Genomic DNA, 15,470 nt, shown 5'->3' on the forward strand with positions numbered 1-15,470 from the left:
GATGTTATACAGGGAATGCCGTTTCCGGGCCGCCTATACCTTGTTCCAGGAGGTCAAACCTGATATTAAGCAGAGTGAGGTCTTTCAGATTCTGGGCGGGATCACTACCTCTGTGTACATGTATCCTATTCACAAGCTGAAGCTGTATATCATGGCAGGGGCCTCAGAGAAGCTGCGGATCGAGAATTTTTTTGACCAATTCGCATTAGATCCCCACAAGCTGGATATTGAACAATTTCTGAGCGAGCCGGCGGATTTCGAACAATATTTCTATATCCTGCCTATCACTGCCGAGATGCTGAACAGTCGTTCCTTCTCTCATGTGGATACAAGCTTCCTAGGCTGCTCGTTCGCCATGATCGGCGAGTATAACCGGGAGGAACAGAGGCTGTATCTACCCCATCTTGGAGAAAGTGACAAGGATTGGTTGGACGTCGCCGCTCTCCTGACGATGAATGAGTTCAGTAATGAGCTGATGGGACGTTATGTGGTGTACCGGATAGCCAAAAAAGAGCTGTACACCAACCCGGTCTTGGCCGCGTGTATTGATCGCCCGTTCCGGGAGCTTGTGCTTGAGAACCTCAGCAACGTGATTCACGGGCTGGAGGTTCCCGAGAAATATAAGGGAGTGCGGGGCGAGGAGGCTTATGGGCTGATGATTCGCCATTTCGGGCAGCTGAAGCAGCTTTTGGAACAGCCGGACCACCCGCCTCATTATGAGCAGGCCATGAAATATTACAGAATACAGTGTTCTTACCTGCGCACGTTCATTATGTCCGGGACAGATCATTTCTACAGAGGGGAATTCATCGACAGCTTGCGTCAGCTGGCCGTCTGCGATCCGGGCTTCCAACTGGACATGCATACGAAATGCTGGCAGAAAGCAGCGAATATCTGGAGAAGAATCGGCAGAAACCTGTTACAGCTGTACTACAAGCTTGATCCAGTCAGGCTGGATGGTCTGATTCTGCAGCTGGAACAGCTTCGTGAGCTGGAAATGCAAGGGATGAAGGAGCTGTATCAATCGCTTGAAGGGAGGTGAGACAAGATGGAACAAAAATTCGTTGAAGAACTCATTATTGAAGAATTGGATTTCTCTGATGTAGAGAAGCTTGAAGAAATTGCAACGCCGGTATTTGTGGGAACAGCAGGTTGCTGCGCGTAACAACGTGACATGCCCTCTGGGGTTTAAGCTGCCCCATCCGGTACTTTAAGTAACATTCACAAACATAAGGGGACTCCTGTGCCAGGGCAATGGCAGCGTGGGGTCCTCTTGTTATGTCTATGCCTTAAATTCACTTCTTAATATAGTGGCTATAAGGCTCTTGAAAGTCCAGTGAATCCATATCCGCACGCAGATGGTGGTGAACAGAGTCGTCGATCTTCAGGGTCTCACCCTGGAGAATAATCTGAACCATGGCCTGATGCTCTTTATGGATATCCAGCAGCTTGTCCTTCTTCAACATACAGAGGTTGCGGTATCTTACATAATGCACATTAAACTGCTGAAGCAGACCCCAGAGGAATTCGCGCCCCGCCCAGCGGAACAAGGTCTGGTGAAAAGCGTCGTCCAACTTCAAAAAATGCTGTGAAGCCTGATCGCTATGTATAGCCTGTTCCTGCAGCGCAAGCAGCTGATTCAGCTCATGGACAGCTTTGAGCGGAAGCTGCCCTGCCAGATCCTTGAACAGCTGCTTCTCCAGCGCACTGCGCAGATAAATAATCTGCTCTACGGAGTCCAGATCAATGTAAGAGACGATATTCCCCTTTTTGGGATAGATATTGATATAGTCTTCCAGCGACAGCTGCTTCAGAATGTCACGGATAGGGGTGCGCGACAGCTTGAAACGCTCGGACAGAGCCGTTTCGCTGATGATGGTGCCCGGTTTCAATTGCAGGGAGAGGATATCCTGCTTCAGCTCATTCATAATCTCATCTTTTAGGGACATATCGTTCAACTCGCTTCTTAGCTATTCTGGAAACTAGTATACATGAAATGAAGCGAAGATGCATCAGGGTTATTAGAATCCGTAAGTTTCTTGTTGACAAGGTGATGTTAATATTCTATGATCGATTCAAATCTTGTATACAAGATAGATGGAGAAGCTGAAGGAGGATTCAGGCATGAAGATGACATGGAGATGGTATGGGGAAGGGAATGACAATATCACCCTTGACCATGTGCGGCAGATTCCGGGAGTAATGGGCATTGTGTGGTCGCTGCACGACAAGGTGGCTGGAGAGGTCTGGGAGATGGAACGGATTCAGCAAGCTGCCGATCAGATTACAGCCAAGGGCTTCAGTCCTGCCGTTGTTGAGAGCGTTAACATCCATGATGATATCAAAATTGGCCTGCCCACAAGAGACAAATACATCGACATTTATATCGATACCATCCGCAAGCTGAGCAAGGTTGGGGTCAAGGTGATCTGCTATAATTTCATGCCTATATTCGACTGGACGCGCACTGAGCTGTATAAAGAGCTGCCGGACGGCTCCAATGCGCTTTTTTATGAAAAAGCAGCCATTACCGATAATCCGCAAGCGATGGTGGACCGGATTCTCAGCGGGTCCAAGGGCTTCACTATGCCGGGCTGGGAGCCGGAACGGCTGGCGAAGCTGGATGAGCTGTTCGCAGCGTACAAGCCGGTAACCGAGGATGTTCTCCTGGAGAATCTGAAATATTTCCTGGAGCGGATCATTCCGGTATGTGAAGAGGTGGACGTCAAGATGGCGATTCATCCGGATGACCCGGCCTGGCCGATCTTTGGATTGCCGCGCATTATCCGCAGCCGGGAGCATATCCGCAAATTCCTTGCGCTTGTGGACAGTCCCTACAATGGCTTGACCTTCTGTACAGGTTCTCTGGGCACAAGTGCGGAGAATGATCTGCCGGCGATGATCCGCGAATTCCATGACCGGATTCATTTCGCCCATATCCGCAATGTGAAGCGGTTTGACAATGGCGATTTCATTGAGGTCTCGCATCGCGGGCAGGATGGAAGCGTCGATGTAGCCGAAGTGGTCAGAGCCTATCATGAATGCGGGTTCCAGGGGTATGTCCGCCCCGATCATGGGCGGCATCTGTGGGGAGAAGAGGCAAACTGCAGACCCGGATACGGACTCTACGATAGGGCGATGGGCATTATGTATCTGCTGGGCGTGTGGGACAGCCTGGACAATGGCAGCAGGGGGAATCGATGATGCGTTTAAGCAGAAGCAGCCTACAGAACGAATCGGCGTGGGAGCAGGCAGGGATCGCGCTGCCGCAGTTTAACATCGGACAGGTAACCCGTGCTACGGCAGAGAAGCCGGAGTGGATTCATTTTGGTGCCGGCAATATCTTCAGAGGTTTCGTGGCGAATGCCCATCAGAAGCTGCTGAACAGTGGCAAGGCAGATACGGGAATTATCGCGGTGGAGTCGTTTGATTTCGAAATGATAGATCGAGTATACAAGCCATACGATAATCTGACCCTGCTAGTGCTGATGAACGCAAAAGGCGAATTTGAGCAGACTCTCATCGGCAGTATTGTGGAAGCCATTACGGCGGACCGCAGCAGAAGTGAGGATTACAACCGGCTGGTTGAGGTGTTTGAGCATCCGGGCCTGCAGCTGGCCAGCTTCACCATTACGGAGAAGGGCTATTCTCTTAAAGGGCCTGACGGGCAATATCTGGGCATTGTGCAGCAGGACATTGCAAAGGGGCCTGAGCAGGCGGTGCATGTTATGGGTATTGTGGCTTCGCTGGCTTACAAGCGCTTTTGCCAAGGAGCCTATCCGATGACCCTGGTCAGTATGGACAATTGCTCACATAATGGTGACAAGCTGAAGAACGGTGTCGTGACGATGGCCAGGGAATGGGCCGGGCAGGGGTTCGTGGGCGAAGATTTCGTGGCTTATCTGGAGGATGAGCGTAAGATTACGTTCCCGCTGTCCATGATCGACAAGATTACGCCAAGACCCTCCGAGTCGGTCAGAGAAGCGCTGCTTGCTGAAGGATTATCGGACATGGAGCTGATTGTCACTGCCAAGAATACCTATACTGCGCCTTTTGTGAATGCGGAGATCAGCGAATATCTGGTGATTGAAGATAAGTTCACGAATGGCAGACCGGCCCTGGAAGCGGCAGGCATCATCTTCACAGACCGGGATACGGTCAACAACATCGAGACGATGAAGGTCACCACCTGTTTGAACCCGCTGCATACTGCGCTCGCTGTGTGTGGCTGTCTGTTGGGCTATACGCTGATCGCCGATGAGATGGGCGACCCCACGCTGCGGAAATTAGTCGAGGTGATTGGCTATGATGAAGGGCTGCCGGTGGTGGTTGATCCGCTGATTATGAGTCCCCGACAATTCCTGGATGAGGTGCTGAACGAACGGTTCGCCAATCCGTATATTCCCGATACGCCGCAGCGGATCGCTACAGATACCTCACAGAAGGTGGGTATCCGTTTCGGTGAAACGATCAAGTCGTATGTGAAGAGAGACGATCTGAATCCTGCGGAGCTGACAGCGATTCCGCTGGCCATTGCGGCCTGGTGCCGCTACCTGGTGGGGATCGATGACAAGGGTGAAGCGTTCCAGCTTAGTCCTGATCCACTGCTGGAGCCGCTGCAGGCTCACCTGCAGGGGGTGGTTCTAGGAGGCAGGGCTTCTTCCAATATACAGGGTATCCTGGGAGATGAACGCATCTTCGGCGTGAATCTGTATGAAGTAGGACTGGGCAGCAAAATCGAAGGTATGTTCTACGAGATGCTGGCCGGACCCGGTGCGGTGCGCCGCACGCTGGAGAAACATTTGGAAGCGCGGCAGTAGTGTAGGCTGTGTCCAACATATTCATTACGCCGCTCTAACGGGGAGCTGGCATGCGTAATAGGTTGCGGGCGTGTGAGTAATAGATGGTTGGCGTGTTAATGTGTGGCAAAATGCGTAATAGTTGGCTGGCGTGCGCAATAGGTGGCTAACATATGTAATAGTTGGCAGGCGTGTGTGTAATAGATGGTTGGCGTGCGTAATGGGTGGCTAACGGACTGTATAGCCCCTGTTGCGCATTTTTTGCGCCCATAACTGGTTTTGCGGACTCTATAGCCTCTATTATGTGTTTCTGTGCGCCAAAGGCAGTGATTCTGTGCAAATAGAGGCTCCTCAGTCCGCAAGCTGCAGAAATAGCCGTATATAAGTAAAATAAGGGCTGTTGAGTCCGCTAAGCCCACTGTCTCCAAGATCCAGCCTCTCCAGGGTCCAGCGTTCCGCTGTCGTCAGCGGATTGACATGTACCTGTATCTACGCTATGTTGTGAATGAAAAAAATAGTATTCACTCAAACCGGCGGAGGATCTATACATGGAAGATAAAAAAACGGCAATCTATCAGAGCGGCAAAACCCTGTTCAGCGAACATGGCTTCAAGGATACCAATGTGGCTGGCATTACCCAGCTGGCCGGGGTCAGCGTAGGCACCTTCTACAACTATTATTCCTCCAAAGAGAAGCTCTTTATGGAAATCTTCCTGGAGGAGAACGCGAAGCTGAAAGAACAGGTGATGGGTTCCATTGATCTGAATGCTGATCCGTTAACGACCATTAAGGCACTGATGGCGGCTAATCTCAGTGGAATGAGCGCGCATCCGATCCTGCGGGAATGGTACAACCGTGACGTATTCAGTAGAATCGAACAGCAATACATTGAAGACAACGGTACCGAAGCTGTAGATTTTGTATATGGAAGCTCCATCCAGTTGGTCAGAAGCTGGCAGGCGCAAGGCAAGATGAGAGCAGATATGGATGCGGAGTTGATTATGGCGATGTTCGCCTCGCTGATCCAGGTGGATATGCACAAAGCGGAAATTGGGGTGCAGCATTTTCCACAGATACTGGATCACCTGGCGGAGTTTATAGTAGATGGCTTGACGAAATAGCTCAAACAGCCGGCATTCTGACATACAGAGGCTGGCTGTTTATTGATGCGGGGGATGGGTTGAGGCTTGACTTGTAGTACCACTTGATAATTTGAGCAGGTAACTACGCTGTGGTCCATGTCGTAAAGCGTACCCAGAATCCATCTGCCGCCCAATAGAATAACGACTTCGCTGATGATCCCGATGACGATGGACAAGGTCATCCCTGAATTAAAAGCCTGTCCAAAGCTGTCCGTATCGTTCTGCCCCAGGTATCTGCCCCCAATAATAGTAAATGAAATGGCCAAAATCCCAATGGTTCCCGTAATCAGATAGATGAATGAGGAAGCAATGCCAACCGCGGCAAATTCTTGAATGCCAAGCCTGCCCACAATGGCCTGATCGCCCAGTTGAAAGAGAAGCTGCAGAATCTGGGTGAGCAGCATGGGAAGGACCAGGCTGTTGATGGACCGGATGTCCGGTCTATGGTGATGTATCCACTGTTTAAGCATAATAAATATAAATAACCTCCAAAAAGCATCTCATCTGGAAATTATAGCAATGGACTAAGGGTTCATCAGTGACAAGTATCTCTCAGAAGAAGATCAGATTCGGAAGGAACACATTGGCAATGGGTGAATACCCTGTAACCAAGTGGTTTATCCTTAGTCAAGGCGGTGTGTTGATTACATGTATTCAGGATACTATTACGCTCCTGCTCCGATGCAAGTGAACTGGGCGTTTCAACGCAGCGACGATGCGGTAGTTCAGATGATTCAGCAATCCATTCAGGGAGAACGCAACGATGAAGTATTCTATGATTTCCTGATCAAGCTGGCCCCAACCCTGCAGGAACAAGAGGTCATTACCGGCATCCGCAATGATGAACGAAAACATCGTCAGATGTTCAGAACGCTGTATACCCAACTGACAGGTCGCGCTCCCTCCGTCGCGGAAGAACCCGCAGAACTGCTTCCGGACAGTTATATACCCGGTCTGGAGCAGGCGCTGCTGGGAGAGTTGAAGGCATTCGAGAAATACCGCAAGATCTATCTGCACATCAATCCGCAATACCGCGACTGGATCTTTGAAATCATGACCGACGAGATCAAACACGCGAGTTACTACAATTGGCTGTACGCCAAAAATAAATAAAAAAAGGCTGCTCCTGCAAGAGGAGCGGGTTCCCTTTCGGCAAACTAGGATTTACGAAAAGCCAGCGGTTTTCCGCTGGCTTTCTGGCACTAATCATCTATTATGTTGCTTCTTGAAGAAGTTTCAAAAGCTCTCGTTTCGTGATAGGGTGGTATGTAAGAAACTTGTCTGGACAGCATTGTCATTGTAAGGGCATTGGTCTGACCTTAATATAGTAATTCCTGATTTCTTTTGATCAACCGCCTCATTGATACATTCCTCTAGCAACCTCGAGCCATATCCCTTACCGTTTCCTTGACCAACATAATTTCAATCACTTCGTCACTGCGTATAGTTAATTTCAGGATAAATAGAAATATTATACATATAATTAAGCTATACCCGGCTTCTTGCCTCTGCGTGATAGTAGATACAGCATGTATCCAATGACATTGGTCAGCAGGAACAGTGCGACCCAGCCAATATTACCGTTGCCTTCATAATAAGCGTTCATGCTTGCCCAGACCGTAAACAGCAGGCAGTAGCCGCCCAGCAGGAACAATCCCAGACTATAGAAAAAGGTGTAGTTGAAATAGGTGGCCGCCACGCTGACAATGAAGGAGTTTTCGTTAATAATCTCAGGCTGCTTAGTGTCAGTAGTTGTATAGCTGGATATATTTAGGATCGTTGTTTTGATGAAGAAATTTGACTCCGGCCGGGTGTGAGCTTCCCCCTTCATTTCCATATAATGCGAGTTGAAATTGAGCCATTGTTCTGTAGTGGAATCGGCTGCATACATAAACTGTCTCACAGGTGCTACGCTGGACTGTTGAGCAGGCTCCACGAGAATTCCCTTTACCCCCCAGGTGTCATCCACCCAGTCCTTCAATTTAGCCTGAAGCGGCTCGGATAGAGTGGTAGTGCCGGGAAGCCCTGCCTCTTGCTCAACCAGCTGATAGGCCTCTGCGGAGAATACATCTATCATCCGTTCATTCCAGACACCGATGATCAGGCCCAGACAGACTGCGGACAACACCAGCAGGGTAAGGGCACCTCGGAGCACACCGGTTGCAAACCTTCTTTTAATCGTGTAGATTTGCTCGAGTTCCCGTTTCACTTCCCCGGCACCGCCAAACTGTGATAACGCTAGCGATACCGCCTGCTGTTCGCTGTTCCCGGCCTGCATATGCTCCAGCGCTCCCGAGATCAGATTGGCTGTCATCTCCTCGCGGAAATCATTGATTTCTGCAGCCGGTTCATTCATTTGTCTGCACAGCCGGTCGACATAGTCTGTAATCCGGCGGGTAGATTCAGGGGTTAAGCTCTTCGTTCTCATGATGGTTTCCCTCCCAATAAAGTATCAATAATGCCGCGGAATACGGACCAGCTTCGCTGGCTGTCCTGCAGCCGTGTTTCACCCTCTGGCAGCAGCCGGTAATATTTGCGCCGCCCGCCGCCGCTGGATTCATCGTCTTCTCCCCAGAAGGCCTCCAGCAAGCCTTGTTTCTCCAGCCGTTTCAGCGCCATATACAGCGTAGCTTCTTTAATATCCATTGCGCCGCCGCTGACCTCGCGTACTTTCTTGGCAATTTCATACCCATACATCGGCTTGTCCTGAAGGAGACTCAGCAGAATGACATCGATATAACCCTTCAACATCTCCTTATCGAAATCCAAGTAACTATTCCCCCTGTCTGACTACTTCGTATTATTAAGTACATCATATTATGTTCTGGGATAGATTGCAAGCCAACGGCACCGAATTACCCCACGCACGTGAATTAACGGACTCCATAGCTCTTATTTGGGTATTTTGGCCATTTTTGGCGGGTTACACGGACTGCATGGCTCTTATTGCAGAATATACGTGTCAAAAGAGACGGGTTTGGAGTAAATAAGGGCGCTGGAGTCCGCTAATCTCGCAAATGACGGGAAATGGGGCAAATAAGGGTACTGGAGTCCGTATAGACGTGAGAGAAATCAATACAGGTGAATACTCCCCCAAATACTCTGTGCACCCGACTTTACGTAATTTTCCCTGAGTGGCATAACTCACAAGCATTATGGAAGATATTGGTTATAATTAACAGTGGTTTGAAATTGATTATAATCCGGGAGGTACATGATGTACGAATACAAATTTATAGACATTCCCCTCAAGAAATCCAAGAAAGCGTTGATCGTGACGGAGGCTGATTATCAGGAGCTGATCCGGAGCCATGCCGCCGAAGGCTGGAGACTGGTGCAAATCTTCGCTCCGATGGGAGATGGACTGTTGATTGCGGATCATTATCAGATTATTCTGGAGCGTAGCGGCAGCTAGGTTACATCAGCAACTGCCCTTGCGACAATTTCATCCATGGAAACAGATGGCTATTCCACAGAGATTATTTTAGAATAGAAGCGTATGGATTAGCTTATCTTGACCATTCGACAGGACAATCGAGAGGAGAGATTACAGGATGAAATTCCGCAAACTGGGTGGAACCGGATTGAAGGTCAGTGAAATCAGTCTTGGCAGCTGGCTGACGTATGGAGGTTATGTGGAACGGGAGAATGCCGTGCGGGCGATCGAGACGGCCTATGGGCTCGGAGTCAACTTTTTCGATACAGCCAATGTATATGAGAGAGGGGCGGCCGAGAAGGTGCTGGGCGAGACGCTGCGCGGCTATCCCCGGGATTCTTATGTGCTGGCGACCAAGGTATACGGCACGATGGGCGAAGGTCCCAATGACAGAGGCCTGTCCCGCAAGCATATTACCGAGCAATGCCATGCCAGCTTGAAGCGGCTGGGTGTGGAATATGTCGATATTATGTATTGCCACCGCTATGATCCCGAAACGCCGCTGCTCGAAACACTGCGTGCACTGGATGATCTTATCCGCCAGGGCAAAATCTATTATATAGGGGTAAGCGAGTGGACCGCCGCTCAAATGGTAGACGCGCTGGCTACAGCGGATCGCTATCTGCTGGACCGGATCGTTGTGAACCAGCCGGTATACAATATGTTCAATCGCTATATTGAGAAAGAGATTCTTCCGCTTGGCGAACGCTGCGGTATCGGACAAGTGGTCTTCTCTCCGCTGGCCCAGGGTCTGCTGACCGGCAAATACAGCTCGGTCTCCGACTTCCCGGAGGACAGCCGGGCGGCCAAGCTGGACGGAATGCGCAAAGGCATTACCGAGGAGAAGCTGGCGAAGGTTCGCCAATTAGGTGAAATCGCTGCGGGGCTGGACATCTCCACCTCCAATCTGGCCTTGGCCTGGATTCTGCGTCAGGGAAATGTCGCCAGCGCGCTGGTGGGTGCCAGCAAGCCGGAGCAGGTTGAAGAGAATGTCAAGGCCTCGGGGATCGAGCTGAGCGCCGAAGTGCTGAAGCAGATTGAAGATATTCTGGTCTGAACCTGTGTAACGGCAAGGCCTATGAAAGGTTGTGGTATGATTCAGGTTATTCTGAATATACTCTACTACCTAAATCATAGTAAAAAAGGAGTCCTGGCCATGCCTACACATCCCTTTGTTTCCCGGTTTTTTGTGAATACCGATGCGCGCTGTGAGTCGCTGATCTACGATTTGCCGCCAAGCTGGTGGAGCCGTCCTTATGAATACGAATGGAGCCTCAATTTTATTTCTCCGCACGGTGCGGTGCTGGATGCGGCTTGCGGGATATCCCATCCGCTCAAATTTCATCTGGCCAGCGTCTGTGCCGAGGTTCACGCCTGTGATATGGATGCTCGAATCGCTTCCTGGGATGCCGTGATACAGGAGGTCAGTGATGATATAGGACCGGAAGCTGCCCGGCAGGTCAAAACGTCAAGAACAGGCAATCTGAAGCTGCAGCAGGCCAATCTGACCGAGCTTCCTTATGAGGATGAGAGCTTTGATACTATTTTCTGCATCTCTGTACTGGAGCATCTGACCCATGAGGACACCGTAGGCACATTGCGGGAGTTCCACCGGACCCTGAATGGCGAGGGGCTGCTGGTGCTGACCTTCGACTACCCGACAGTAAATCTGCCAGTTATGAACCAACTGCTGCTGGAAGCGGGGTTCGTGTATTGGGGCGAGACGGATTTTGAACTGCCGGCAGATGCGGTAGGAACAGACCTGTGGGGCGGGCTCAACTGTTTCAGAGCTGTGCTCAAAAAAGCTGAGGAATAGTACCAGCCTCTCATTTGGATAGGGCCTCCAGTTATAGTAGAATAGGGTGGAACGTACTGATGACAGGAGGGTATTCTGATGGGAATGACAGGACAATATTTGGCGGTGACTTCAGAGGTGCTTCAGTCCATTCGGAGTGAGGAGGTTAGCATCCACAGTCTGGAAACGGGTCTGGATATCGATAAATCGTGGCAAGCGCTGCATTATGTGCTCTGTGGAACGATTGCCGACGGCGAGCCGCCGCTTGGGTTGATTGTGCCGATGTCGGGCAGCCATTATATCGGGCATCTGTCAGACATGGATGTGTTCGCACTGAGTCCAACTGAAGTGGAGGAAGCCCTGTCTGCGGTAGAGAAGATCACGGCGGCAGAGCTGAAGGAGCAATATGATTTTGCCGATCTGCTCGAGCAAGGGGTGTATCCTGTGATGGAGGATGAGGACCCGGAAGCGTTTTTTGAGTATATTTATGAGCACTTTACAGCCATCCGCGATTTCTACGCTAAAGTGACTGCTGAAGGCAAGCAAATTTTATTTTATATCTTTTGAGTACAACTACAGCTTAGGCAATAGCCCAGAAGGAGTTTATTGATTTTGCGCAAATTTCTTATGTTTACCTTGGCGTTGCTCCTGCTGCTTCCAGCTGCATTTAGCACTGAACCTTCGGTGGCTTCCAGTGCGACGCCGGCGGTTAAGGACAACATCAAGCTTACCTTTGCCGGTGATATCCTGCTGGATGGATTCGTGGGGGACCAGATTGCCAAATACGGGGTGAATTTCCCGTTTGCCAAGGTGACCCCTGTGCTGAAGCAGGCCGATATGGCCTTCGCCAATCTGGAGACGCCGGTCTCCAATAGAGGCAGTGCTGCCCAGAAGGCCTTTGCATTCCGCTCGAAGCCGTCGGCACTTGCCGGTCTGCAGTATGCCGGGATTGACGGTGTTACCGTTGCCAACAATCATATTCTCGACTATGGCCGGAATGCGATGCTGGATACACTGACTTATCTGGATCAATACAAGATTGGTCGCACAGGCGCGGGCAAGAATCTGGACGAGGCGTTTAAGCCTTACACCCAGACCATCAAAGGCAAAACCGTTGCCGTACTTGGTGTCAGCCGGGTACTGTCCAGTCCGGACTGGTATGCAGGCAAGAACAAACCCGGTGCAGCTTCGGCATACACCCTGGAGCCTATGCTGAGCGTGATTAAGCAGTCGGCCAAGGTCAATGACTACACGGTGGTGTATATCCACTGGAACCAGGAGTTTAAGGATTACCCGGAGAAATATGCCCGTACGATGGCCAAACAGATGATCGACAGCGGGGCCGACATTATTATCGGCTCACACAGCCATTGTCTGATGGGGATTGAATATTACAAAAACAAACCGATTTACTATTCGCTCGGCAACTTTGTGTTCAACCGCTCGACGCGCGGCGGCGACAAGACGCTGAATTCCATGCTGGTCGATTTCGAGCTGGACGGTTCCAAGATCACCAGCCGGATCACACCAGTCAAAATCATCGGCGGACAGCCGAACTTCATGGGCGAAGCGTACAATAAGCAGACGATCCAGCTGCTGAACAAGCTTTCCTTCAACGCACGCATTGCTGCGGACGGCAAGGTGACGCAGAAATAAATGCATGAAGCGCTACTACTTAGGTCTCTCTGATGATGTAGAAGGCTACATGGGTGCTTCCAGAGGAATTAGATGCAAAAGTGCATTTAATTTCAGCTGGATTTCCTGTTATTGGGCAAAGAAGTGCGAATCTGCAACTATTTTCGAGTAAATTGCTTGTTTCTCGCTCAGAATCGGATATTAAGTGCGTTATCGCACTTATTTACTCCAAAACGGAAAAAAACGGAAAATTAGATGCAGATTCGCAACTAATTCAGTGGATTGGACAGATGTGGCGATCAGACTTACGTGCTCTTATCCTTAGATCCAGAGGAAGAATTAATACAGTTCCAAGCCCGTGTTGCGGCCTTGGAACTGTATTTTTTATTTTTTAGGAAATTATAATTTTCTTAATTCTGCGGATAAAGCATGTATCCAGTGCATGAAATTCAGGTCTTGCGCATTCCGCAGGAGCAGCCCGCCCTTGGAAGGGAGGGTTTGGGTGGGTTCTTCGAAACGCGGGAACGGGGAAGGAACTTATGAAACGGACAACCAGGCGCTACATTTAACGATAAAACCGGCAGGTCCGCCAATGTGGGGCCTGCCGGTTTATGTGGAAATATAAGACCCCCATGCCGCTGCGCGGCACCACTGAGCAATGTAATTGCGCGTGCCATCGCGTGATTACAGAGCAGAATGTATAGATTCTACGCTATAAATTATCCTTCTATTTCTCGCAGAAACGGATGCCGCCTCTCGCAGAGGTCGGCGATGCCGTTTCTTCTTATTGTGGAGCCAGGCGAACAGGCTCTCACATACGTCAGCCCTTAACCGCCCCGGCGACAACTCCCTTGACGATATATTTCTGCAGGAAGATGAACACTACGATGGAAGGCAGCACAGCCATCACCATGGCGGTCATTGCATATTGCCAATCCGAGGTATATTGGCCGACAAAGGTATAGGCGACCAGCGTCAGTGTTTTGGTATCAGGTGAGCCATTAACCATCAGCAGCGGCAACAGGAAGTCATTCCAGATCCACATCACATCGATAATGACGATGGTGGTGGTCACGGACTTCAGCAGCGGGAAGATGACACTGAAGAACAGCCGGAAGCCGGAAGCTCCGTCGATTGTAGCGCTCTCATCAATCTCTGCCGGAATCCCCTTGACGAACCCATGGTAGATGAACACAGCCAGCGGAGCGCCGAAACCCCAGTAGAGCAGGCCCAGTCCCCAGGTGCTCTCGGACAGATGAAAGCTCTTGGAGATTTGCAGCACGGTCAGCATAATCGATTGGAACGGAATCAGCATCGGCATGATGCAGATGAAGTAGAGAATGCCGCTCAGCTTCGACTTGGTGCGGGCCAGCTTATAGGCTGCGATCGAGGAGATTAGCACAATTCCTACCAGACCGACAACGGTAATGACCAGGTTGTTCATGAACAGACGGGGATAGTTAATGAACTCCCATACATAAGTGTAATTGCTGAAGGTCAGCGACTTGGGGAGGGCGATGACGTCGGTCATGACCTCGCCGAAGCTTTTGAAAGAGTTGATAATCGTCAGGAACAGCGGGTACAGGAACAGCAGGGAGAGAAGCACCATAACTACTTCCGTGATGATCCGGCCCGGACTCCATTTCATTCTTGTCATTAGGCTTCCACCTCTCTGCGTTTGAAGAAGGCCAGCTGCAGGATCGTCACCACAAGCACAGCAAGGAACAGGATCAGCGCTTTGGCGGTGCCATAGCCGTACAGATTGTTCTGGAAGGTATCGCGGTAGATATCATAAGCAATACTGTAGGTTGTGCCGCCGGGACCGCCGCCGGTCAGAGACAGGATGACATCGAACACCTTGATCGAGTTGGTCAGAGCCATAAATACCGAAATGGTTATCGACGGGGCGAGCAGCGGCAGCGTGATGCTGAAGAATTTGCGGAAGGCCCCAGCGCCGTCTACGGTAGCGGCTTCCTTGAGATCATCGGGTACCGACTGTAGCCCGGCGATATAAATGACAAGGTAGAAACCAATCGATTGCCAGATCGAAACGGCCAGGATGGAGATGAACGCCAGCCCCGGCGTCCCCAGCCAGCTTAAGGCAAAGACGGACCAGCCGGTGCTTTCGCCAAGTGAATTGAAGCCCTGCATGAAGATGAATTTCCAGATGAAGCCGACAATCACCAGACTGAGGATATAAGGAATGAAAAAGGCGGCTCTCAGCCACGGGGTCGTCTTCAGCTTCATGTCCAGCACCAGAGCCAGCAGGATGGCCAGCACGTTGACGATCACAATGTAGAGCAGGGCGTACTTAATCGTGAACCAGGCAGAGCTGGCGAAGTTGGCATCGCCCATCAGAATCTGCTTGAAATTATCCAGCCCGACAAATACGGGATTCTTCGAGATTCCATTCCATTTGGTCAGTGAATAACGGATGGTCATGGCGAACGGAATGTAGAAGGCCACGGCGATGCACAGGAGAACCGGAAATGTAAATAATCCGAATTCTGCTTTCACGCGCCATCTTTTTCCAGGATTTTTGAACATGGCTGCACCTCTTTATCTTTTTGAGTGAAGGGAGTATGTTAGGCTATATTGTGTATTATAGGGCAGTCTCTTATACGTCTAAATGGATTTAAGAGTACAGTTAAGGGTAAAAAGGT

Annotated in this window: 17 protein-coding genes; 11 read left to right on the forward strand and 6 right to left on the reverse strand. The window is 50.3% G+C overall.

Annotation, left to right across the window (positions count from 1 at the left end):
• Position 1: 1 nt before the first annotated feature.
• Positions 2–1,042 (forward strand): hypothetical protein, encoded by a 1,041-nt coding sequence (locus B9T62_RS04815; RefSeq protein ID WP_087914223.1) that lies wholly within the window; start codon positions 2–4, stop codon positions 1,040–1,042.
• A gap of 253 nt (positions 1,043–1,295) precedes the next feature.
• Here B9T62_RS04815 and B9T62_RS04820 read toward each other — a convergent pair whose 3' ends face one another.
• Entirely contained in the window at positions 1,296–1,949 is a 654-nt protein-coding gene (locus B9T62_RS04820; RefSeq protein WP_087914224.1) for a GntR family transcriptional regulator, read from the reverse strand.
• Between the two features lie 175 nt (positions 1,950–2,124).
• Between B9T62_RS04820 and uxuA the strand changes: the two genes are divergently transcribed.
• The 3 genes from uxuA (at position 2,125) to B9T62_RS04835 (ending at position 5,920) form a co-directional block, all read left to right on the forward strand.
• Positions 2,125–3,204, forward strand: a complete 1,080-nt coding sequence (gene uxuA, locus B9T62_RS04825; protein WP_087914225.1) for a mannonate dehydratase — start codon at positions 2,125–2,127, stop codon at positions 3,202–3,204.
• Positions 3,201–4,820, forward strand: a complete 1,620-nt coding sequence (locus tag B9T62_RS04830) for a mannitol dehydrogenase family protein (protein WP_087914226.1) — start codon at positions 3,201–3,203, stop codon at positions 4,818–4,820. The genes uxuA and B9T62_RS04830 overlap by 4 nt, the downstream gene beginning before the upstream one ends.
• A gap of 527 nt (positions 4,821–5,347) precedes the next feature.
• Positions 5,348–5,920, forward strand: a complete 573-nt coding sequence (locus B9T62_RS04835; RefSeq protein WP_087914227.1) for a TetR/AcrR family transcriptional regulator — start codon at positions 5,348–5,350, stop codon at positions 5,918–5,920.
• Here the strand turns inward: B9T62_RS04835 and B9T62_RS04840 are convergent.
• Positions 5,881–6,411, reverse strand: a complete 531-nt coding sequence (locus tag B9T62_RS04840; protein WP_087914228.1) for an MATE family efflux transporter — start codon at positions 6,409–6,411, stop codon at positions 5,881–5,883. The genes B9T62_RS04835 and B9T62_RS04840 overlap by 40 nt on opposite strands.
• Positions 6,412–6,589: 178 nt before the next feature.
• Between B9T62_RS04840 and B9T62_RS04845 the strand changes: the two genes are divergently transcribed.
• On the forward strand, positions 6,590–7,054 hold the full coding sequence (locus B9T62_RS04845) for a ferritin-like domain-containing protein (protein ID WP_087914229.1): 465 nt from the start codon (positions 6,590–6,592) through the stop codon (positions 7,052–7,054).
• A 370-nt stretch (positions 7,055–7,424) separates the two neighbouring features.
• Here the strand turns inward: B9T62_RS04845 and B9T62_RS04850 are convergent, their stop codons facing one another.
• Both B9T62_RS04850 and B9T62_RS04855 read right to left on the reverse strand, forming a co-directional pair.
• Positions 7,425–8,369, reverse strand: coding sequence for a permease prefix domain 1-containing protein (locus B9T62_RS04850; protein ID WP_087914230.1), 945 nt, complete (start codon positions 8,367–8,369; stop codon positions 7,425–7,427).
• Positions 8,366–8,710: a PadR family transcriptional regulator gene (locus tag B9T62_RS04855; RefSeq protein ID WP_087914231.1), complete on the reverse strand. Its 345-nt coding sequence runs from the start codon at positions 8,708–8,710 to the stop codon at positions 8,366–8,368. The genes B9T62_RS04850 and B9T62_RS04855 overlap by 4 nt, the downstream gene beginning before the upstream one ends.
• A gap of 445 nt (positions 8,711–9,155) precedes the next feature.
• Here B9T62_RS04855 and B9T62_RS04860 point away from each other — a divergent pair, with 445 nt between their 5' ends.
• The 6 genes from B9T62_RS04860 (at position 9,156) to B9T62_RS38685 (ending at position 13,202) form a co-directional block, all read left to right on the forward strand.
• The gene (locus B9T62_RS04860) at positions 9,156–9,356 is read left to right on the forward strand and encodes a DUF4177 domain-containing protein (protein WP_245864341.1); all 201 of its coding nucleotides are present in this window, start codon (positions 9,156–9,158) and stop codon (positions 9,354–9,356) included.
• Between the two features lie 139 nt (positions 9,357–9,495).
• On the forward strand, positions 9,496–10,434 hold the full coding sequence (locus B9T62_RS04865) for an aldo/keto reductase family protein (protein WP_087914233.1): 939 nt from the start codon (positions 9,496–9,498) through the stop codon (positions 10,432–10,434).
• A 99-nt stretch (positions 10,435–10,533) separates the two neighbouring features.
• A complete protein-coding gene (locus B9T62_RS04870) occupies positions 10,534–11,193 on the forward strand; it encodes a class I SAM-dependent methyltransferase (RefSeq protein ID WP_087914234.1) in 660 nt (219 codons plus the stop codon).
• Between the two features lie 78 nt (positions 11,194–11,271).
• Positions 11,272–11,739, forward strand: a complete 468-nt coding sequence (locus B9T62_RS04875) for a YfbM family protein (RefSeq protein ID WP_087914235.1) — start codon at positions 11,272–11,274, stop codon at positions 11,737–11,739.
• A 42-nt stretch (positions 11,740–11,781) separates the two neighbouring features.
• A complete protein-coding gene (locus B9T62_RS04880; RefSeq protein WP_245864542.1) occupies positions 11,782–12,828 on the forward strand; it encodes a CapA family protein in 1,047 nt (348 codons plus the stop codon).
• Positions 12,829–12,881: 53 nt separating this feature from the next.
• Positions 12,882–13,202: a hypothetical protein gene (locus tag B9T62_RS38685; RefSeq protein WP_157685446.1), complete on the forward strand. Its 321-nt coding sequence runs from the start codon at positions 12,882–12,884 to the stop codon at positions 13,200–13,202.
• Positions 13,203–13,627: 425 nt separating this feature from the next.
• Here the strand turns inward: B9T62_RS38685 and B9T62_RS04885 are convergent, their stop codons facing one another.
• Positions 13,628–14,455, reverse strand: a complete 828-nt coding sequence (locus B9T62_RS04885; RefSeq protein WP_425436677.1) for a carbohydrate ABC transporter permease — start codon at positions 14,453–14,455, stop codon at positions 13,628–13,630.
• An 8-nt stretch (positions 14,456–14,463) separates the two neighbouring features.
• Positions 14,464–15,354: a carbohydrate ABC transporter permease gene (locus tag B9T62_RS04890; protein ID WP_087914237.1), complete on the reverse strand. Its 891-nt coding sequence runs from the start codon at positions 15,352–15,354 to the stop codon at positions 14,464–14,466.
• Positions 15,355–15,470 lie beyond the last annotated feature (116 nt).

It is taken from the genome of Paenibacillus donghaensis, from assembly GCF_002192415.1.
Taxonomy (GTDB): Bacteria; Bacillota; Bacilli; order Paenibacillales; family Paenibacillaceae; genus Paenibacillus_AQ; species Paenibacillus_AQ donghaensis.